Origin of the sequence: Pseudarthrobacter sp. NamB4, assembly GCF_005796185.1 — a bacterium.
Classification (GTDB): domain Bacteria; phylum Actinomycetota; class Actinomycetes; order Actinomycetales; family Micrococcaceae; genus Arthrobacter.
The window spans coordinates 102,539-120,832 of the sequence record NZ_VAHM01000006.1; the positions used below are offsets into that span (position 1 = coordinate 102,539).

The 18,294-nt window shown below is 65.9% G+C and carries 22 protein-coding genes and 1 pseudogene; 11 read left to right on the top strand and 12 right to left on the bottom strand.

Annotated elements, in window-relative coordinates; translation table 11 throughout:
* The first annotated feature begins 6 nt into the window (after positions 1-6).
* Both FDW81_RS07540 and FDW81_RS07545 read left to right on the top strand, forming a co-directional pair.
* A complete protein-coding gene (locus FDW81_RS07540; protein WP_138133577.1) occupies positions 7-858 on the top strand; it encodes a PhzF family phenazine biosynthesis protein in 852 nt (283 codons plus the stop codon).
* An 89-nt stretch (positions 859-947) separates the two neighbouring features.
* On the top strand, positions 948-1,574 hold the full coding sequence (locus FDW81_RS07545; RefSeq protein WP_138133578.1) for an FMN reductase: 627 nt from the start codon (positions 948-950) through the stop codon (positions 1,572-1,574).
* An 11-nt stretch (positions 1,575-1,585) separates the two neighbouring features.
* Here the strand turns inward: FDW81_RS07545 and FDW81_RS07550 are convergent, their stop codons facing one another.
* Complete coding sequence (locus FDW81_RS07550) at positions 1,586-2,155, bottom strand: hypothetical protein (RefSeq protein ID WP_138133579.1); 570 nt, start codon at positions 2,153-2,155, stop codon at positions 1,586-1,588.
* A 2-nt stretch (positions 2,156-2,157) separates the two neighbouring features.
* Positions 2,158-2,433 (bottom strand): hypothetical protein, encoded by a 276-nt coding sequence (locus FDW81_RS07555; RefSeq protein WP_138133580.1) that lies wholly within the window; start codon positions 2,431-2,433, stop codon positions 2,158-2,160.
* Between the two features lie 655 nt (positions 2,434-3,088).
* Between FDW81_RS07555 and dnaB the strand changes: the two genes are divergently transcribed.
* Positions 3,089-4,471, top strand: a complete 1,383-nt coding sequence (gene dnaB, locus FDW81_RS07560) for a replicative DNA helicase (RefSeq protein ID WP_138133581.1) — start codon at positions 3,089-3,091, stop codon at positions 4,469-4,471.
* Positions 4,472-4,484: 13 nt separating this feature from the next.
* Here the strand turns inward: dnaB and FDW81_RS07565 are convergent, their stop codons facing one another.
* The 3 genes and pseudogenes from FDW81_RS07565 to FDW81_RS07575 all read right to left on the bottom strand — a co-directional run bounded on the left by FDW81_RS07565 (position 4,485) and on the right by FDW81_RS07575 (position 6,852).
* Positions 4,485-5,489: an acyl-CoA thioesterase gene (locus FDW81_RS07565; RefSeq protein WP_138133582.1), complete on the bottom strand. Its 1,005-nt coding sequence runs from the start codon at positions 5,487-5,489 to the stop codon at positions 4,485-4,487.
* 117 nt (positions 5,490-5,606) lie between these two features.
* Positions 5,607-6,302 (bottom strand): annotated as a pseudogene (locus FDW81_RS07570) (hypothetical protein); the annotation flags it as partial.
* Between the two features lie 115 nt (positions 6,303-6,417).
* Entirely contained in the window at positions 6,418-6,852 is a 435-nt protein-coding gene (locus tag FDW81_RS07575; RefSeq protein WP_138133583.1) for a DoxX family protein, read from the bottom strand.
* 108 nt (positions 6,853-6,960) lie between these two features.
* On the opposite strand from FDW81_RS07575, the gene FDW81_RS07580 reads away from it, so the two are divergent.
* From FDW81_RS07580 to FDW81_RS07590, 3 genes are all read left to right on the top strand, one after another.
* The gene (locus FDW81_RS07580; RefSeq protein WP_370278838.1) at positions 6,961-8,313 is read left to right on the top strand and encodes an MATE family efflux transporter; all 1,353 of its coding nucleotides are present in this window, start codon (positions 6,961-6,963) and stop codon (positions 8,311-8,313) included.
* Positions 8,314-8,430: 117 nt separating this feature from the next.
* Complete coding sequence (locus FDW81_RS07585) at positions 8,431-9,021, top strand: hypothetical protein (protein ID WP_138133585.1); 591 nt, start codon at positions 8,431-8,433, stop codon at positions 9,019-9,021.
* Between the two features lie 102 nt (positions 9,022-9,123).
* Positions 9,124-9,483, top strand: coding sequence for a hypothetical protein (locus tag FDW81_RS07590; protein WP_138133586.1), 360 nt, complete (start codon positions 9,124-9,126; stop codon positions 9,481-9,483).
* Positions 9,484-9,515: 32 nt separating this feature from the next.
* Here FDW81_RS07590 and FDW81_RS07595 read toward each other — a convergent pair whose 3' ends face one another.
* Entirely contained in the window at positions 9,516-10,061 is a 546-nt protein-coding gene (locus FDW81_RS07595; RefSeq protein ID WP_138133587.1) for an ABATE domain-containing protein, read from the bottom strand.
* Between the two features lie 72 nt (positions 10,062-10,133).
* On the opposite strand from FDW81_RS07595, the gene FDW81_RS07600 reads away from it, so the two are divergent.
* Positions 10,134-11,210 carry a DMT family transporter gene (locus FDW81_RS07600; protein WP_138133588.1) on the top strand — a complete coding sequence of 359 codons (1,077 nt, stop codon included), beginning with the start codon at positions 10,134-10,136 and terminating at the stop codon, positions 11,208-11,210.
* A gap of 155 nt (positions 11,211-11,365) precedes the next feature.
* Positions 11,366-11,638: a DUF2277 domain-containing protein gene (locus tag FDW81_RS07605; RefSeq protein ID WP_138133589.1), complete on the top strand. Its 273-nt coding sequence runs from the start codon at positions 11,366-11,368 to the stop codon at positions 11,636-11,638.
* Positions 11,639-11,647: 9 nt separating this feature from the next.
* Here FDW81_RS07605 and FDW81_RS07610 read toward each other — a convergent pair whose 3' ends face one another.
* The 6 genes from FDW81_RS07610 to FDW81_RS07635 form a co-directional block, all read right to left on the bottom strand.
* Positions 11,648-13,930, bottom strand: a complete 2,283-nt coding sequence (locus FDW81_RS07610; RefSeq protein WP_138133590.1) for a cation-translocating P-type ATPase — start codon at positions 13,928-13,930, stop codon at positions 11,648-11,650.
* A gap of 27 nt (positions 13,931-13,957) precedes the next feature.
* Positions 13,958-14,197 (bottom strand): heavy-metal-associated domain-containing protein, encoded by a 240-nt coding sequence (locus tag FDW81_RS07615; protein ID WP_138133591.1) that lies wholly within the window; start codon positions 14,195-14,197, stop codon positions 13,958-13,960.
* A 54-nt stretch (positions 14,198-14,251) separates the two neighbouring features.
* The gene (locus tag FDW81_RS07620; RefSeq protein ID WP_138133592.1) at positions 14,252-14,611 is read right to left on the bottom strand and encodes a metal-sensitive transcriptional regulator; all 360 of its coding nucleotides are present in this window, start codon (positions 14,609-14,611) and stop codon (positions 14,252-14,254) included.
* Positions 14,612-14,896: 285 nt separating this feature from the next.
* On the bottom strand, positions 14,897-15,412 hold the full coding sequence (locus FDW81_RS07625; protein WP_138133593.1) for a universal stress protein: 516 nt from the start codon (positions 15,410-15,412) through the stop codon (positions 14,897-14,899).
* A gap of 47 nt (positions 15,413-15,459) precedes the next feature.
* Entirely contained in the window at positions 15,460-15,642 is a 183-nt protein-coding gene (locus FDW81_RS18700) for a hypothetical protein (RefSeq protein ID WP_370278840.1), read from the bottom strand.
* 509 nt (positions 15,643-16,151) lie between these two features.
* A complete protein-coding gene (locus FDW81_RS07635) occupies positions 16,152-16,397 on the bottom strand; it encodes a hypothetical protein (protein WP_138133594.1) in 246 nt (81 codons plus the stop codon).
* A 172-nt stretch (positions 16,398-16,569) separates the two neighbouring features.
* On the opposite strand from FDW81_RS07635, the gene FDW81_RS07640 reads away from it, so the two are divergent.
* The 3 genes from FDW81_RS07640 (at position 16,570) to FDW81_RS07650 (ending at position 18,242) form a co-directional block, all read left to right on the top strand.
* Entirely contained in the window at positions 16,570-16,770 is a 201-nt protein-coding gene (locus FDW81_RS07640; RefSeq protein ID WP_138133595.1) for a hypothetical protein, read from the top strand.
* A gap of 85 nt (positions 16,771-16,855) precedes the next feature.
* A complete protein-coding gene (locus FDW81_RS07645; protein WP_138133596.1) occupies positions 16,856-17,962 on the top strand; it encodes an exo-alpha-sialidase in 1,107 nt (368 codons plus the stop codon).
* On the top strand, positions 17,955-18,242 hold the full coding sequence (locus FDW81_RS07650) for a MoaD/ThiS family protein (RefSeq protein WP_138133597.1): 288 nt from the start codon (positions 17,955-17,957) through the stop codon (positions 18,240-18,242). The genes FDW81_RS07645 and FDW81_RS07650 overlap by 8 nt, the downstream gene beginning before the upstream one ends.
* The last annotated feature ends 52 nt before the right edge of the window (positions 18,243-18,294 follow it).

Below are 18,294 nucleotides of genomic sequence, written 5' to 3' on the forward strand. Positions count from 1 at the left end.
GCACCGGTGACTTTCGAAGCGCCCCGCCGCCGCCCCTTCCATCAAGTCGATGTCTTCTCCAGTGAGCCGTACCGCGGCAACCCGCTTGCCGTCGTCATCGATGGCGAGGGGATGTCTGCTGAGCAGATGCAGCAGTTCGCCAACTGGACCAATCTGTCCGAAACCACCTTTCTTCTGCCCCCGGCGGATCCCCGCGCCGACTACCGGGTCAGGATCTTCACCGGCAGTGAAGAGTTTCCCTTCGCGGGCCACCCTACGCTGGGATCGGCGCACGCGTGGCTCGAGTCCGGCGGCATGCCGCAGTCCAGTGGCTTCCTGGTGCAGGAGTGCGCTGCCGGCCTCGTCCGGGTGAAGTGCGACGACGGCCGGCTGGCCTTCGCGGCCCCGCCGCTGACGCGCTTTGGTCCCGTGGATGGAAGCGTAAGGCATCAAATTTGCGCATCCCTCGGGCTGCCCGCTGCCGAGCTGCTGGACGCCTCATGGTTGATGAATGGCCCCGAATGGATCGGTGTGCTGCTTCGTTCCGCCGAGCAGGTCAGGGCGCTCAAGCCCGACTTCGTTGCCATGGGGAGCTTGAAGCTTGGTGTCATAGGCCCCGAGCGAGGGTCCAGCGGCACCGATTTCGAAGTCCGCACCTTCATCCCCGGCGACGCCTCCGTGGAAGATCCTGTCACCGGAAGTTTCAACGCCGGTGCAGCGCAATGGCTTATCGGCAGCGGAAGAGCGCCCAAACAGTATGTTGCTGCCCAGGGGACCATGCTGGGCAGGGCGGGCCGGGTACACGTGAGCGCCGAGGGCGGGGAGATCTGGATAGGCGGTGACTCGACCACCTGCATCCGCGGGTTGGTGCTGGTATAGGCGGGCCGGGAATACCCGCGGCCTCCCCGCAGTTCAGCTATTACATGCATATGCATGTAGCATGGAATGAACGAGCCCAGGAGAATGCTATGGAAACCCGCCGCATCACCGTCCTATCCGCCGGACTCGGCTTACCGTCGTCAAGCCGCCTGCTGGCTGACCAGCTGGCTGCCTCGGCCGAGCGGCAGTTGCGCGATGCCGGCTTCAGCGTGAGCGTGGACGTGGTGGAACTTCGCGACCTGGCCGTGGACATCGCGAACAATTTCGTGACCGGCTACGCTGCACCCCGCCTGGCCGAGGTGATTGCCAACCTGGGGGCCTCGGACGGTATCATCGCTGTTTCGCCCGTCTTCAGCGCGTCCTACAGCGGGCTGTTTAAGTCCTTCATCGACGTGCTTGAACCCAAGTCCCTGGAGGGGAAGGCCGTCCTGCTGGGCGCCACTGGCGGCACCGACCGGCACCAAATGGTCCTGGACTACGCCATGCGCCCGCTGTTCAGCTACCTGCGCACCAGGATGGCTGCCACGGGCGTCTTTGCCGGTCCCCAGGACTGGGGGACCACGGACGACGGCGGTTCGTCGCTTTCCGAGCGGATCGACCGGGCCGCCGGGGAGTTCGCGCGCCTCCTCGAAGGCCCTCAGCCGGGTCGCAAGCCCGCCCCCATGGAATCCCTGCCGTTCGAGCAGCTGCTGGCGGGCATTTCCGGGAACGGCTGACGGTTTCGCGCCTAATCGTCCAGCAGCTCGATGAACTCCCTGGCCTGCTTCATTGAAATATCTGAATGCCTGGTGAGCGCCGTGGCGGCAGCCTCCATGTCCCCATTGCGCGCCAGGGTGCGGATCCTGCCGTAAATTTCGTCGTTCAGCATGTTGCTGCTTACCTCACGGGTCACATCGCCTTTGCTGGCGATGGCGCGGTAGCGGTATGGGAACCGCTGAGGGACATCGTCCTCGTCATCGGCTTCTGCGGGGGGAGCCTCCGGGCCCCGGTAGGGCTGGGGGTGTGCTGCCAGGGCTCCGACGGCGTCACGTGAGGCGCGCAGCCCGTCGCCGGTGACTTCGTAATACAGCTTGATGGCGGCCATAGCCTGGCCTTGAGCGATGAGTGCATACAGACGGCGGTGTTCGTCTTCCGAGAGCTTCGCAGCCGCCGCACGGGCGAGGTCGGCTCGATTAGCTGCCGGCGCCGGGGGCACCGAGTCAGCAACTGCCTTTCGCCGGGTCAGTGCCCGTGCCGCCAGGATGACTCCCGCGGCCACGGCCAGGAGGATGAGCACAGGGACCACAAGCGATTCCATTTTCAAAGCCGTTCTCTGTACTTCCTGGCCGCGGCCAGGTCTGATTGCATCGCCTGGGCGTTCTGGCTTGGCCGCGTCGCGGCCTCCAGGCGGGCCCGTGCAGCCGTAGCAGCCTGGACCTGGGCGGCATAGTGCCGGGCCGAGCGCTCGGCCAGGTCACGCTGGTATTTTTCGGCATCCGAAATGCCTGAACTGCGCGGGCTGAGGGCGGTGGCCAGCCCCCAGATGAGCGCCACCAAAACGAATGCCGGCAGCAGCACCAGCAGCAGTTCGCTCATGTATAGAGCTTATGCCAGATCCCGTTTATCCACAGCAATATGCCTGCCTCTGCATAGCGGCATGGTTCGCGGCCAGTGGGGTTCCCTCCCGGCATATTCCGGTCGGGACCCACCTGTGAATGAACTGGGTCACGGCCCCTTGGGGCGGCACCACGTGACTTGGCGCCAGCATGGCCTGTGGATGAAATTCTGTGGAAGAAATATTTGCTCCACATGCTTGGGTCAGTGTTTTTGCAGGTCAAGCGGCTGTAGAGCGGCAAACTTTGTTTCTTTCCACAGCCTTTCCCACAGGCTGTGCACAAGCTAAGCCGCTTACTGCACAGGTTCTCCACAGGCAGGCCTGCTTGCTGGCTTGGTGGCTGGAGCGAGGGGGGCTAGCGTAGCGGGGTGCCTGTTATTCAGGGCCCCTAAAGTTCCGGACCAGTGCTGAAACAGCACTCTCACGGCACCACGGGAACCCGAAGAAAGGCCTGTTGTGGAAAACCTGTGGATGCTGGGGATAACTCCCGGTGTTCCGGCTGGTCACGGTGGGCGCCCTGCATTGTCAGGCCCTGCTGGTACACCTGTAGAGGCGGCTGGGCACGGCTTGCGGGCAACGCCACAGCAGGATGGTTAAGTACCGGGCAGGTCCCGGATCACATGGAGGACGGCAGCTTTGTCAATCGCGCATCTGGACCCGGTCGAAGCAACCCGAGGATCGGACGCGAGCCGGAAGCCTCCGCAGGACATCGCCGCGGAGCAGTCCGTGCTGGGCGGCATGATGTTGTCAAAGGACGCAATCGCGGACGTGGTTGAGATCCTCCGTGGCCAGGACTTCTACCGCCCCGCCCACGAGACCATTTACGAAGCCATCATCGACCTCTACGGCCGGGGCGAGCCGGCTGACGCCGTTACAGTCTCCGATGAGCTGACTAAACGCGCCGAGATCAACAGGATTGGCGGACCTGCGTATCTGCACGAGCTGATCCAGACCGTTCCCACGGCGGCCAACGCCGGATATTACGCCGAGATCGTGGCTGAGCGCGCCGTCCTGCGCCGCCTGGTCAATGCGGGCACCAAAATCGTCCAGCTGGGATACGGCTCTGACGGCGAGGTGGAGGACCTGGTGAACCAGGCCCAGGCCGAGGTCTATGCCGTGGCGGAGCGGCGGACCGCCGAGGATTATGTGGTCCTCAAGGACGTCATGGAGTCCACGGTGGACGAGATCGAGGCGTCCGGCCACCGGGGTGAGGGCATGACCGGCGTTCCCACGGGCTTTTACGAGCTTGACGAGCTGACTCACGGTCTCCACCCGGGCCAGATGATTGTCATTGCGGCCCGTCCCGCTGTAGGTAAGTCCACGTTCGCCCTGGACTTTGCCCGCTCCGCGGCCATCAAGAACAACCTGTCCACGGTGATGTTCTCGCTGGAAATGGGCCGCAATGAAATTGCCATGCGCCTTCTGTCCGCAGAGGCGACCATCGGCCTGCAGGACCTCCGCAAGGGAACTATCAAGGACGAGCAGTGGTCCAAGATTGCCACCACCATGGGCCGCATGAACGATGCCCCGCTGTTCATCGACGACAGTCCCAACATGTCGCTGATGGAAATCCGAGCCAAGTGCCGCCGCCTGAAGCAGCAGCATGACCTCAAGCTCGTTATCCTCGACTACCTTCAGCTGATGAGCTCGGGCAAGAAGGTGGAGTCGCGCCAGCAGGAAGTCTCCGAGTTTTCGCGTGCGCTGAAACTGCTGGCAAAGGAGCTGCAGGTTCCCGTTATTGCGCTGTCGCAGCTGAACCGTGGCTCGGAACAGCGCCAGGACAAGCGCCCCATGGTCTCGGACCTTCGTGAATCCGGTTCCATCGAGCAGGACGCCGATATGGTCATCCTGCTCCACCGCGAGGACGTCTACGACAAGGAGTCACCGCGGGCGGGTGAAGCCGACATCCTGGTGGCCAAGCACCGTAACGGCCCCACCAAGGACATCGTGGTGGCCTTCCAGGGCCACTACTCCCGGTTTGCCAACATGGCGGCCGACGCCGGCGGGGGCGGTTTCTAGGGGCGTCTGGCGCTCAGTCTCCGGCCGATCCAGGCGCGCGGCCTGCTGAAGCCTGCGTGAGCAGATGGTTCGGCAGGCGGTTGCCGGGAGCGGTCCCCCGGATCTCCAGAAGCTCCCGGGCATGGGCGTGCAGCCGCTTGTCCTCCTCGCTGACCGGCACCCAGGCGGGGACGGGCACGGAGTTGCCCTCGTCGTCGCGCGCCACCATGACCGTGAGGCAGTAGGTGGTGAGGTCCATCTCCCGGCTCTTGGGGTCCCCCGAGCGGACATGGACGGCAATGTGCATCCCCTTGGTCCCGGTGTAGACCAAGCGCGCTTCCACCTCAACCACGTGGCCGATCAGCAGCGGCCGGTAGAACCGGACTCCGCCGGAGAACACTGCCACGGTATCCATGCCGCAGTAGCGCGAGGCGCACACGTAGGCGGCCTCGTCGATCCACTTCATGACGATTCCGCCGTGCACTTTACCGCCCCAATTCACGTCAGTGGGCGCAGCCATGAAGCGCAGCGTCACCCGCTCGGCCGTGCCGGCGTCAGTGTATTCCTGCCGGTTCATAGCTTCGACGATCTGCTCGCGGACCCTGATCCGCGCCAGTGCATGGTCCCGCTCCTCAATCTCCCCCACCGTCACCGGCTCGAACTGCTTGACCGGGATCGGCTTCCCGTCGTCGCCAACCGCCACGAAAATGACCATGCACTGGCTCCGCATGGTTGCGGGGCCCCCCTTGGGGTCCCCGGAGGAAACCACGGTGCGGATATGCATTGAGGAGCGTCCTGTGTAGACGATGGTGGCCTCTACCTCCACCATGTCGCCGCTGTTGACGGGATCCGCGAAATGGATGTTGCCCACGTAGGCCGTGACGCAGTATGACTTGGCCCAGCCGACTGCTGCCGCATATGCGGCCTTGTCCACCCACTCCAGCACGGTTCCGGCATCCACGGAGCCGCTGTGGCCCACGTCCATGGGGGCGGCCAGGAAGCGAAGGGTGACGGAATTGGGGGTATGGGTCTCGGTCATGCTGCGATCATACTGAGGCGCAGTGTTACCGGCGGGTTGGAGAGTCAAGACTGGCAGCACCGTTCCTGCCCAGGACACTGCCCCGCCCACCGGGCGGCGGACGGGGCAGTGGAACCGTCAGCGGTGTTGGTCGGCGGTGGTGTAAACGATGTGCGGCTGGGCCGGCAGCTCCATTCCTTCCCAGATATGGAAGCCGGGGTGCGGCGGCTGGTTGTACGAGATGTTCTCACGTGCAACCGAGAGGCGGTACACGGGATCATGCATCAGTGTCCGCAGCCGGAGCTCCGTGCCCGCGGTGGTTGTGTAGATCCGCAGCGCGCCCGCATGGCGGGAGTCGTTGTCGGCGGCAGCTGCGCGTCCCGTGTCCTTGGCGGCCGGGATGCTCCAGATTGCTTTACCGGTCCGTGAGTCGCGGAAAGTTGCACCCCTGTTGCCGCTCGATCCCATGTCCTCGTGGGCGGCGAAGGTCTTCCAGCCCGGGGCGGGAAGGATCCAGGTCGCTCGTGTGGATGGCGTCGCCATGGCCAAGACCGGTGTCGTACAGCGGCTTGCCGTTGTCATCGATGCTCAAGGAGCCGAAGACCAACTCGTCCTTGCCGTCCGCATCCACATCCGCTACTGACAGGTTGTGGTTGCCCTGGCCCCGGTACTGGGCGCCGGCAGCATCGGAACCGAGATTTAGCGCTTGGTGATCTTGCCGCCCACCATCTCGTACGTGGCCAGCACGGTCCGTGTGTAACAGCCTCGGCTGAACATCATGGACGGGGGTTCGCCGTCCAGGTATGCCACGGCCGCCAGGAAGCGGTCCAGACGGGTGGCGTCACGGCGATTTCATGTATGGAGGTACCGGCGGGCGGCTGGGGGGTCAGTTGAAACGCCGACGGCGGCCGGGCATCGAGGGGCCAGGCCGCCGTTAAGCAGTAGTTGGCTAGGCCAGCGCCGCAAGCTTGGAGTTGCGGCGGCCGAAGAGAGTGTAGTCCACGGACAGGCGGCCGGCGCCGGTAAGGGCCAGGGCGAAGGCCGCGGCGGCGAAAAGCAGCACCAGCTCGTAGCCGCCATTGGCGGCGAAGACGCCGGCGGAGGCGTGCACCAGGAACAGGGCTCCCAGCATGTCCACGGCCAGGAGGGCGGCGACTACCCGGGTCAGGATCCCCAGGATCAGGGCGACGCCCCCTGCCAGTTCCAGTACGGCAACCGCAGGCGCCGCTATTTCTGCTGCCGGCACACCCATCTTGGCGAACGACGCCTGGGTGCCCGCGATGGTCCATTCGTTGAACTTCTGCCAGCCGTGGGCTGCGAAGAGGAAGCCCAGGACAATCCGGAGGGCGGTGATGGCGGTGGTGGTAAGTCGTGACTGGTTCATGGTTCAAGTCTCGCGGATAAATAGTTGAAGTGTCAACCAATAGCGTCATAATGTGTTCCTTGTCATGCGCAGGCGGCTGCCGGCATGAGGGCGGTTAGGCTGGGCATCGTGCCCCACTTGCCTGCCCCCGCTGCTGCTGCGCCCGCCAAGGGACATGGCCGCGAAATCCTCCGGCTGGCCATCCCTGCCTTAGGTGCGCTGGTGGCTGAACCGCTGTTCCTCCTCGCCGACTCGGCCATTGTGGGCCACCTTGGCGTTGCGCAACTGGCCGGCGTCGGCCTGGCGTCCGCCGTGCTGCACACCGCCGTCGGACTGATGGTCTTCCTGGCGTACTCCACAACACCTGCCGTTGCCCGCGCTGTCGGTAACGGCCAGCTGGGCAAGGCCCTGGCGGCGGGGCGCGACGGCGTGTGGCTGGCTCTGCTGCTCGGCATGGTCCTGGCGGTGGCCGGCTTCGTAGCTGCCGACCCCCTCATCGGCCTTTTGGGAGCGGAGGGTGAGGTCCGCACCTTCGCCGCCGACTATCTCCGCTGGTCCATGCCCGGGCTGGTGGCCATGCTCCTCATTTTCGCCGGCACCGGCCTCCTCCGCGGCCTCCAGGACACCCGCACTCCACTGGTGGTGGCCACGGCCGGCTTTGGCCTGAACATCGTCCTGAACCTGTGGCTGGTCTACGGGCTCGGATGGTCCGTCACCGGTTCGGCGGTGGGCACCAGTTTGGCCCAGTGGGCCATGGCTGGCGTCTACCTGGTCATCGTGAGGCGCAACGCTGCCGGATATGGAGTGGGCGTGCTTCCCAGCTGGCGGGGCATGCGCAGCATGGCCAGGGTGGGCTCATGGCTAATGCTGCGCACCCTCAGTCTCCGTGTTGCGATCCTGGCCACAGTGCTGGTGGCCACCGCGCAAGGGGCCGTCAACCTTGCCGCCCACCAGCTGGCCATGACCATTTTTTCCTTCCTGGCCTTTGCCCTGGATGCCTTGGCCATCGCGGCCCAGGCGCTGATCGGCAGGGAGTTGGGGGCCTCGAACCCTGTCAAGGCCCGGGTTCTGACCCGGACCATGATCCGGTGGGGAGCTGGCTTCGGCGTTGTGACGGGGGCCCTCCTGGCTGTGGCCGCCCCCTGGGCCGGCGCGATTTTCACCTCCGATCCCGAGGTGCAGCGCGTCCTGACCCTTGCCCTGTGGATCCTCGCCGCAGGCCAGCCCATAGCCGGCTATGTCTTCGTGCTGGACGGCGTCTTGATCGGTGCCGGGGACGCAAAGTACCTGGCCCTGGCCGGAGTGGTCAACCTCGCTGCCTATCTGCCGTTGTTGGCAGCGGTGGCGCTCTCGAATGCCTCAGGCGGGCCCGGACTCGGGGGGCTGTGGGCGGTCTTTGCCTTGGGCTACATGGCCGCCCGCGCCGTAACCCTTGGCCTCCGCGCCAGGTCCGACCGATGGATGGTGCTCGGTTCGGCGTAGGGCCAGCAGACCAGGCCCACCGCCTCAGCCGTGCACCACATGCAAGCCGGGGCCGAGCAGGAGCGGCGGGGCAGGAGCGAAGTTCTTCGCGGCACCCACCGCCACTAAACTGGTTTGGTGACGCAACCAAGGACACCAGCAGGAACTGCTTCCGATTCCCGGCCCCGGCCTGACCTCTGGAAGCCCGTCCTGCTGCGCGCCGTGGCAGCCCTGCTGTTCGGCGCCGTAACCATCTTCTGGGCTGCTCCATCCGTAGAGGTCATGGGCTGGGCCGGGGGGCTCTACCTGCTGTCCACCGGCGTGCTCCTGCTCCGCGGCATTCCGGCAACTGGATTCCAGCGGGACGCCGCGCCGGGCAAGATGCTGTCCGCGGCGGGCGCCGTGCTTGCCGGGGCCGGGCTGTCTGCGGTGCTGCTCCACGGGGACCTGCTGTTCGGCGTGGTTGCGGCTGTGGGCCTGGGTGTTGCGGGGGCGCTGGAGCTTTTCTGTGGACTGACGCTGCGGGGCCGCCATGTGCTGGCGCGGGACTGGATCACCTCCGGCGCCATAGGCCTTGGCACCGCTGCCATCCTGCCGTTCTTCATCCACCTGGGGGCGCACGCCCTGCTGGGAGTGGTTGGCGGAGGAGCGATTATCTCCGGTGTCCTGTGGGTCCTCTCCGGACTGACGCTTCGGCACGATGCCCGCAGGACCGCGCAAACCCCGTAAACTAGGAGAGCGCGGTTCTACTCCTTGTAGAAAATTTGGCCGGGCAAACACCGCAACACGTAAACCAGGCCGGCCCCGTGCCGCCTGCAGGGAGGAATTACCGTGGCAGACCAGCATCCAGGAAAACCGCGCGATCTGCGGGCCTCGGTGAAGGGCCCGCTGATGTTCTCCGCGTTCTTTGCCGTGATCGCCTTCGTGGCCGTCCTGATCTTCGCCTCCGGTGGCAGTGCACGTGCGCCCCGTTTCGACCTGGCCTTCACCTCCGCCGGCATCGCGTTCATCGTCACCCTCGTGATTGCCGCGATGCTGTCCATGAGCTACAAGGACAACGCTGAGCACCTGGGCAAAGGATCCGGCGTAAACCTCAGTTCGGCACGGAAACCCACTCGCGGGTTTGGGCCTGCACGGCCGCAGGATCCGCCTTCCCCGGCCGACGGTCCGGATGCCCGGAGCGGCCACTAGCCCCGTCGCTTCACGCGCCGGAACTGACAGCCCTACCCGGCGGCCGCCTGGCGTGCCCGGTAAGCAGCGACGTGCGCCCGGTTGGCGCAGTTGCCGGTGTCGCAGTACCGCTTCGACCGGTTCCGGCTGAGGTCCAGCACCGCTGCGTTGCAGTCCTCTGCCTCACAGCTGCGCATCCGGTCCATCTCCTTGCCACGGATTACATCGGCCAGTGCCATCGCAGCTTCCGTGCTCATCCTGTGGACCAGGGGAGCTTCCGGTGTGGTGGCGTGGAGGTGCCAGTCCCACTGGTCGTGCTTGACCAGCTGCGGCAGCGCCCGCGCCTCGCGCAGCAGGCGGTTCACCGTCTGGACCGCGGCATCTTCATCCGCCGTCCATAGTTCTGCGAGCTGTTGGCGCAGCTGACGCACGCTTGCCAGCTCCTGCCCGTCCCGGGTGCGGGAACCGCTGAAGCCCTCGGCCGCCAGGAACCTGTCCAGGTCTTCCGGGGTGGCCAGCGCTTCGCTTCCGTTCGCCGCTGAATTGATCAGATTCACCACAGTGCGCAGCGCCACCTCGGTGTCAGGGGCAAAAACCATCTTGACTCCTTACAGTTCCATCGCGTACTGTCATGACCATAATCCCACTTTACTCCTGACAGGAGGCGATCAATGTCCGCTGCCGGCAACCGCACGTCCAGCCAGACGCCCGCGCGCAGGAGCAGTTTCGCCGCCTCCGGCCTGGGGGTGGCGCTGTTCTCCTCCGCTGTCTTCGGCCTGTCCGGATCATTCGCCAAGGCGCTGCTTGAAACAGGCTGGTCGCCGGGAGCGGCGGTCACTGCCCGGCTCACCGGTGCTGCCCTGATTCTCGCCGTTCCGGCGCTACCCGCTTTGAGGGGGCGCTGGCACCAGCTCCGGGACAACTGGATGACCATCGTGCTGTTCGGCCTGATAGGGGTGGCAGCCTGCCAGTTGTTCTACTTCAACGCCGTGGCCAGGCTCTCCGTTGGCGTGGCACTCCTCCTTGAGTACCTCGCCCCCGTGATCATCGTGCTGTGGCTGTGGGCTGCGAGCCGGAAAAGGCCCCGGGCGCTGACTTTCGGTGGAACGCTGCTCTCGCTGGGCGGCCTGGTCCTGGTCCTGGACCTTACCGGCGCCGTCACTGTGGATCCCGTGGGGGTCCTGTGGGGTGTTGCCGCCGCGGTGTGCCTCGCCATGTACTTCTTTATCACCGCCAAGGAGAACGACACCCTGCCGCCCATCGTGCTTGCCTCCGGCGGGCTGCTGGTGGGTGCCGCAGTGATGTGGCTCGCCGCAGCCACGGGGCTTGTGCCCATGGCGTTCAGCACCGGGGACACCAGGCTGGGGCCCTGGGTTACACCATGGTGGGTTTCCCTGGCCGGGCTGGTGGTCCTGGCAACGGTACTGGCCTACGTGTCCGGGATCATGGCCGCCCGGGCGCTGGGTTCCAAGGTGGCATCCTTTGTGTCATTGACCGAGGTCCTGTTTGCCGTGATCTGGGCATGGCTTCTGCTCGGTGAGCTGCCAAAGGCCATCCAGCTCCTCGGGGGCGCCCTGATCGTCGGCGGAGTGGTCCTGGTCCGCCTCGACGAGCTGCGGGGGACGTCGGCCGCGACTGAAGAGGGCGCCGCTGCAGACGCGGCCAAGCCGCCGAGGGCGGGCAAGGGGACGGCACTTCCGGCGGCGTCACCGCTGGAGCACGCGAACGACGTCGAACCCGTCCCTTAAGCGGGCCGCCTGGCCTTGGTGCCGCAGCAGGGAGGGCAGAGGAAAAATGCGAGTGGCCCGGACACCGCCCCTCTGGACAGAGTTGCCGGACCAGGGCTGCCCACACGCTGCAGGAGGGGGTCGATCCCAGGCGGTCCAGAGCCTAGCATGGCACTATGTGCCGGAACATCCGAACCCTCCACAACTTCGAACCGCACGCCACCTCCGAGGAAGTGCACGCCGCCGCACTGCAGTACGTGCGAAAGATCAGTGGCAGCACCAAGCCGTCCAAGGCGAACCAGGAAGCCTTTGATGAAGCAGTCCACGAGATTGCCCACATCACCCAGCATCTCCTGGATTCCCTGGTCTCACAGGCCCCGCCCAAGGACCGGGAAGCCGAGGCGGCCAAGGCCAAGACGCGGGCAGCCGTGCGGTACGGCGCAGCCTGACGCCTCCGCCTACCTGCCGGCGGGCTGTTTCCCGAAGGTCCGCAGCCTCAGCGAGTTGGCAACCACCAGGACCGAGCTGGCGGCCATGGCGGCGCCGGCGATCATCGGGTTGAGCAGGCCGAGGGCGGCCACCGGGATACCCACGGCGTTGTAGAAGAACGCCCAGAAGAGGTTTGTTTTGATGGTGGCCAAGGTCCGGCGGGACAGTTCGATGGCCTGCGCAACCTGGGCGAGGTCGTTGCCCATCACGGTCAGGTCAGCCGCTTCGATGGCAACATCCGTACCGGAACCCATGGCAATACCCAGATCCGCCTGGGCCAAGGCGGCAGCGTCGTTCACACCGTCGCCCGCCATGGCCACGATGGCTCCGCCGGCCTGCAGCCTCCGCACGGCCTCGACCTTCCCCTCCGGCAGGACCCCGGCGTAGACGTCCTCCTTGGCAATGCCGACGGCGGCCGCCACCTGCGCTGCCACGGCAGCGTTGTCGCCCGTGAGCAGGACGGGGCGCAGGCCCAGCCGCTTCAGGCGTTCGACGGCGGCGGCGGAACCTTCCTTAACGGTGTCGCGGAGGCCGATGATGCCTGCAACGGCGCCGTCCACGGCAACCCAGATGGCAGTGGCTCCAGTGGCTTCCGCCCCGGAGAGCTCCTGCTGTTGCCCGTCCGTCAGCACGATCCCGTTCTCCTGCAGCCAGCCCGTGCGCCCGGCCGTGACGTGCCTGCCCTCGACGGTCCCCGAGACACCGCCGCCCGGCGCCGACCGAAAGCCCTGCACGGCCGGAAGCGGGCCGTCGTCGTCCATGTCATCCGCTGCCGCAGCAGCGATGGCGTGCGCCACCGGATGCTCCGATGCCGCTTCCACGGCACCTGCCAGCCGCAGCACCTCCCGCTCCCGGAAGCCATTGAAGGCAATTGTCGCGTCAACCGCGAGGATGCCGGCGGTTACCGTACCTGTCTTGTCCAGGAGGATGGTGTCAACGGTCCGGGTGTCCTCCAGGACCTGCGGTCCCTTGATGAGGATGCCCAGCTGGGCACCGCGTCCGGTTCCCGTCAGCAGGCCAACCGGGGTGGCGAGTCCGAGCGCGCAGGGGCAGGCAATGACCAGGACGGCCACGGCGGCCGTAAACGCCGACCGCAGGTCACCGCTGCCCAGGTCCGCTCCCGTGAAAAGAAGCCACAGCACGAACGTGAGCGCTGCGATGGCGAGGACCACCGGAACGAAGACAGCGCTGATGCGGTCCGCCAGCCGGGCGATGGGTGCTTTACCGGTCTGGGCCTGGGACACCAGCCGTGCCATCTGGGCCAGGGTTGTTTCGGAACCCACCCGGGTAGCGCGCACCAGGAGGCGGCCCGAGGTGTTGATAGTGGCGCCGGTGACGTGGCTGCCCGGGCCTACTTCCACCGGCACCGATTCGCCTGTTACCAGGGAGGCGTCCACCGCGGAGTTGCCGCCCGTCACCACGCCGTCGGTGGCGATCTTCTCCCCGGGGCGCACCACCAGGACGTCGCCCACCTGGAGCTGGCCGGCGGGGATCCGCTGTTCGCTGCCGTGCCGCAGTATGGTGGCATCCTTGGCGCCCAGGTGGAGCAAGGCCTGCAGGGCATCGCCGGCTTTCTGCTTGGCGTTGGCTTCCAGGTAGCGGCCCAGGAGCAGGAAAGTAGTGACGACGGCGGCCACCTCAAAGTAAAGGCCGCCCGTCTCCATGCCTTCCATGCCGGGGTGCTCCGTCATGCGGGGATCTGCGAGCAGTTGCCAGCCGGAGAACAGGTACGCGGCAGCAACACCAATGGATACCAGGGTGTCCATGGTGGATGCCAGGTGCCGGGCGTTGATGGCGGCTGCGCGGTGGAACGGCCAGGCGGCCCAGGTGACCACCGGCAGTGCCAGTAGTGCCGCCGCCCAGCCCCAGTGCGGGAACTGTGCTGCGGGGACCATGGAGATGAGGAAGACGGGCACGGTCAGTAGTGCCGCCAGGATCAGCCGGGGGCGGAGCTGCGCTGCTCCATGGGCATCTGCCTCTTCAGCGGATCCGGCACTGGCTGGCGGCTCCGGAGTGCGGACCGCAGCCTTGTAGCCCGCAGCGTTGACGGTAGCCACCAGCTGCTGGTCTGTGATGCCGGCGGGAACTGTCACGGAGGCTGACTCCATTGGAAGGTTCACCGAAGCGTGGACGCCGTCGAGCTTGCCGAGTTTTTTCTCCACCCTGCTGACGCAGGAGGCACAGGTCATGCCTTCGATATCGAGTTCCACCACCCGGATTCCCGGATCGTGGAGAAGTTCCTGTTTGCTCATGGGCTCCCCGAATCCAATGCCGCGATGCTAGGCCTCGTTGGCGACGACCAGGTAGCCGGCCTCGGCCACGGCCTCGCCGATTTCCGGGGGTGACAGTTCCTTGCTGGAAGTGATGGTCACGGTGGAGATGCCTCCGGCGTTCAGATCCACGTCCACTGCTTCGACCCCCGTCAGGGCCTCGAGTTCTTCGGTGACGGCCGATACGCAGTGTCCGCAGGTCATCCCGGAAACGCTGACCGTGGTGGTGGTGGGGGAGGTGGTGCTCATGGCTTGCTCCTTTTGGCTTTGCCGGCGGTGGCCGGATGGTGGGTGGACGGCGGTTCAGCGGAGCAGGCGGCCGATGGCGTCGGCTGCTTCTTTCACCTTCGCGTCGATTGTTTCGGCACGGACCGCAGGGTCAGGTTCAGAGGCGGCACCCACGACGCAGTGGCCGATGTGCTCTTCCACCAGGCCGAGGCTTACCGCGTGCAGGGCCTTCGTGACGGCCGATACCTGGGTGAGGATGTCGATGCAGTATTTGTCCTCGTCCACCATGCGCGCGATTCCGCGGACCTGGCCCTCGATGCGCTTGAGCCGGCGTAGGTAAGCCTCCTTGTTGCCGGTGTAACCGTGCTGCACCAGTTCAGGCACCTCTGGCACCGCGTGCGGGGCGGGACCAGCCGCTTCTTCTGTCGTACTCATACACCGAGACTATACCCCCCAAGGGTATATCGCAACTACCCCCTGGGGGTATTGATTCCGGTGGCACTCCAGAGCGTTTCAGGGACACAAAAAAGCTCCGGAGTGCGTTATTGGGGGATACGCACTCCGGAGCAGCTCTTAGGCAGTTCCGACTTCCATCTGCTGGAACCGGCCTGCTTGAATCAGCTTAGTGGCTGGCAAAGCCGTCCGCCACCCTGGGGAATAACTACTTTCGCTTTACTTTCCCCGGCCATATCTAAGGGCTACACAGCCCGGCGGCAAGGATCACGCCCGGTCCTCATGGGCGGGCCTCCGGTAAGGGACCACCAGGACCGGGCGGCTCTGGTGATGGGTCAGCCAGCCCGCCATCGACCCATTCAGCACCTCCGCCAACCGGTGGGAGAACCCCCGCTCGGAGGTGCCCACAATGATCATGGGCGCGTTGGTTTCTCCAGCGAGCTGCGCAAGGGCCCGTGCCGGGTCTCCCGCAAGCGTCCGCAGCGTCCATTCCACGCCGGCTGGTCCTGCCGGCACTTCCACCACGGCAGCTTCTATGACTGCACTAAGCTCCGCTGTCAGTGCGCGGATCTCCTTATCATCATCCGGGTGCAGGGAGAGCCGGTGGGCGGACCGGGCCGGATCCCAATCCACGAGGTAACTCGCCTCGTCCACATAGGCGCAGAGCAAGGGTGCTCCCATGCGCGCGGCGAGGGTTGCTGCGGTCTGCAGGACTTCAGGGTGCTGCTTGGGGGTGACGCCCACCAGCAGCGGGGGCGTGCCACTGAATCCTTCTGACGTCATAGCTCATTGTCCTCTTCCGGAAAGTCCATTGGACAGGCCCAGCGGCGCTAGGAAACCGCAGATGAGGCCGTCACAACCACATTTTTTCCCCATGGATCCTCCGTGTAGCAGCTCATCAGGACCAGCCGGTTGGGCACCATCTCCCAGATGGGGCTCTCCTTCAGGCTCGACTTCAGGTAGGTGGTGACGCTGTCCACCTGGTACGTGATGGTGCCGGCCGTGGTCTCCACCTCAAACCGCCCACCCACTGCGGCCGCTGACTCAAGTGGTTGAACGGTGCCTCCACTCCATCCCAGCTGTGGCCGATTACGTAGGTGGTGTTGGCTGAGCAATGGCCGGGGGTGCCGAAGGCAGGTTCCGGCAAAGCACCGGTAGGAGGACCGGCAGTTGCGGCAGCGGCCTCGGCCGTGTCCGTTTTCGCCAAGGGAACGGGCTGCGCCGGCGGAACTGCAGGGGCAGCGGGCTCAGCAGTGCGCGCTGATTCCACGGCTGACCCGACAGCAGCGGAGCGCGGTTGGTGGAACAGGGGCGCCCGAAGGTGATGGACAGGAAGGCCAGTACGCCACAGAGGAGAATGGCCACGTCTCCCCGGTTCCAGCGCCGCCGGGAATGTTTAGCTTCTGCCGCATGCCGGCTGCGCGTCAAAGGGCTGTGGTTGGTGCCTAGGGGCAAGGGCCACGAGCCAGGCTTGATGGACGGCCGGGCGGACTGCCACTGCGGCCCCGGCAGCCGTCAGTGCTTACAGGCCCGCCAGCCAGGACGGGGCGCTTCCAGAACCATCGACGGCGGTCTGGGCGTTGTAAACCTGGTTGGTACCCCGGCTTGTGGCTGGCGGGGCAGCGGAGGAACGCGCCGGTGCCTGCTGCTTCGCGGTAGTCCGTGGTGCAGGAGCAGCGGTCGGTGCCTTGCTTGCGGGGGCGCCGGCTTCGGGGAGCTTGGCAGGCGGGACGACGGCGGTGGGAACTTCTGCCTGTTCCTCAACCACCGGGGTGACAGCAGGTGTTCGTCTTTCCCCGTTCCCGACTGTGCGGGTTACTTGCGGGTACCCACATTGTGGAGGGACTACCTGCACTGGCTACTTGCGGGGCGGGCAATGTATCTTGTCCGCTGACCCGGCCCGGCCTAACGTGGGAGCAAACGAAAGGTGCGTGGAAGCCATGGAAATTTTCATGTGGTGGCTGGACCTGGACCTGGCCAGCAAGGAATGGCTGCGGGAGAATCTCCGCGCCGAGGAGTTGCCCCTTTTTGTGCTCCAGGGAATTGCGGAAGCGGGAGGACCGCATCCGGGCAAGCCCACAGGGATCCTGACCGACGAGGACTGGGATTTCATCGAAACCCAATCCGAGTTCGTCGACTGACGCACCTTCGGGGCCTGTTTCCCCCACTCCGGCGTTCCCCACATTGTTGAAAAAACCGTTGCGGGCAGCCCGGGCCGGTGGTTGCATGGTGGCCATGGCAACCGCAGAGAGTTTTGTCTTGGCGATCGGCACCAAAAAAGGCCTGTGGCTGGCCACCAGCCCGGACAGGCGCCAATGGTCCTTCACCGGCCCCCACTTCCTCATGAGCGAGATCCCCAGCATCGGGATCGACACCAGAGACGGCCGCACCCGGATCATGGCGGGGGTCCGCAGCGAGCATTGGGGGCCTACCGTTGCCCATACCGATGATTTGGGCGCCACTTGGTCCGAGCCCGAGCAGGGTGCCATCCGGTTCCCCGAGGACACCGGAGCGGCCGTGGAGCGACTCTGGCAGATTCACCCGGACGCGGAGTCCCGGCCCGGAGTGGTGTGGGCGGGGGCGCAACCCATTTCAGTCTGGAAATCCACCGACGGCGGTGAGCACTTCGAGCTGAACCGCGGGCTCTGGGACCATCCGCACCGCAGCGAATGGGGCGCCGGCTACGGCGGCGCAGCAGCGCACTCGATTGTTGTCCATCCGGCGGGGGAAACGGTCCACGTGGCCATGAGCACCGGGGGGGTTTATCGGTCGCTCGACGGCGGGACCTCCTGGGAGCCGCGCAACCGCGGCATTTCCGCATATTTCATGCCGGACCCCAACCCCGAGTTCGGCCAGTGCGTGCACAAGATTGCGGCGGACGCCGCCGTCGAAGGTCGCCTCTATGCCCAGAACCACCATGGCGTCTACCGCACGGATGACAACGCGGACACATGGAACTCCATCGCCGAGGGCCTGCCGGCCGACTTCGGTTTCGTTATGCTGACCCACCCCCGCCGGGAGGGTAGGGCCTGGGTGATCCCGCTGAAGGCTGACGGAGAACGCATCCCGCCGGATGGTGAGCTCGCCGTCCATCGCACTGACGACGCCGGCTCGACCTGGAAGAGGCTCGACTCCGGCCTGCCGGCGGGGGAGTACAACAGCGTGCTGCGCGATGCTGCCTCCGTGGACACTGCGGAGCCGGCAGGAGTGTATTTCGGGACGCGCGGCGGCACCGTCTACGCAAGCGCGGATGAGGGTGAGACCTTCCAGGAGGTGGTGTCCCACCTTCCGGATGTGCTCTGTGTGCGGGCAGCAGTGGTCACCGGTGCCTGACATCACGGTGGTGCTTCCCAGTGTCCTGCAGCCCTTGGCCGGCGGGCAGTCCGTCCTGACTGCGCCCGCCGACGGGCCGGTAACCGTGGGAAAGCTGCTGGATTCAGTGACCTCGGACTTCGCAGTGCTCGCCCGGCGGCTCCGTGACGAGACAGGTGCCCTGCGGCGCTTCGTGAACGTCTACGTGGACGGGGACGAAGTGCGCCGGCTGCAGGGGCTGGACACCGAGGTTGCCCCGGGCCAGGAGGTGCTGGTCATCCAGTCGGTGGCGGGAGGTTGAGACTGGACGGCAGGGGCGGAAGCTCCGGCACTGCGGGCAGCCCTTACTGGCT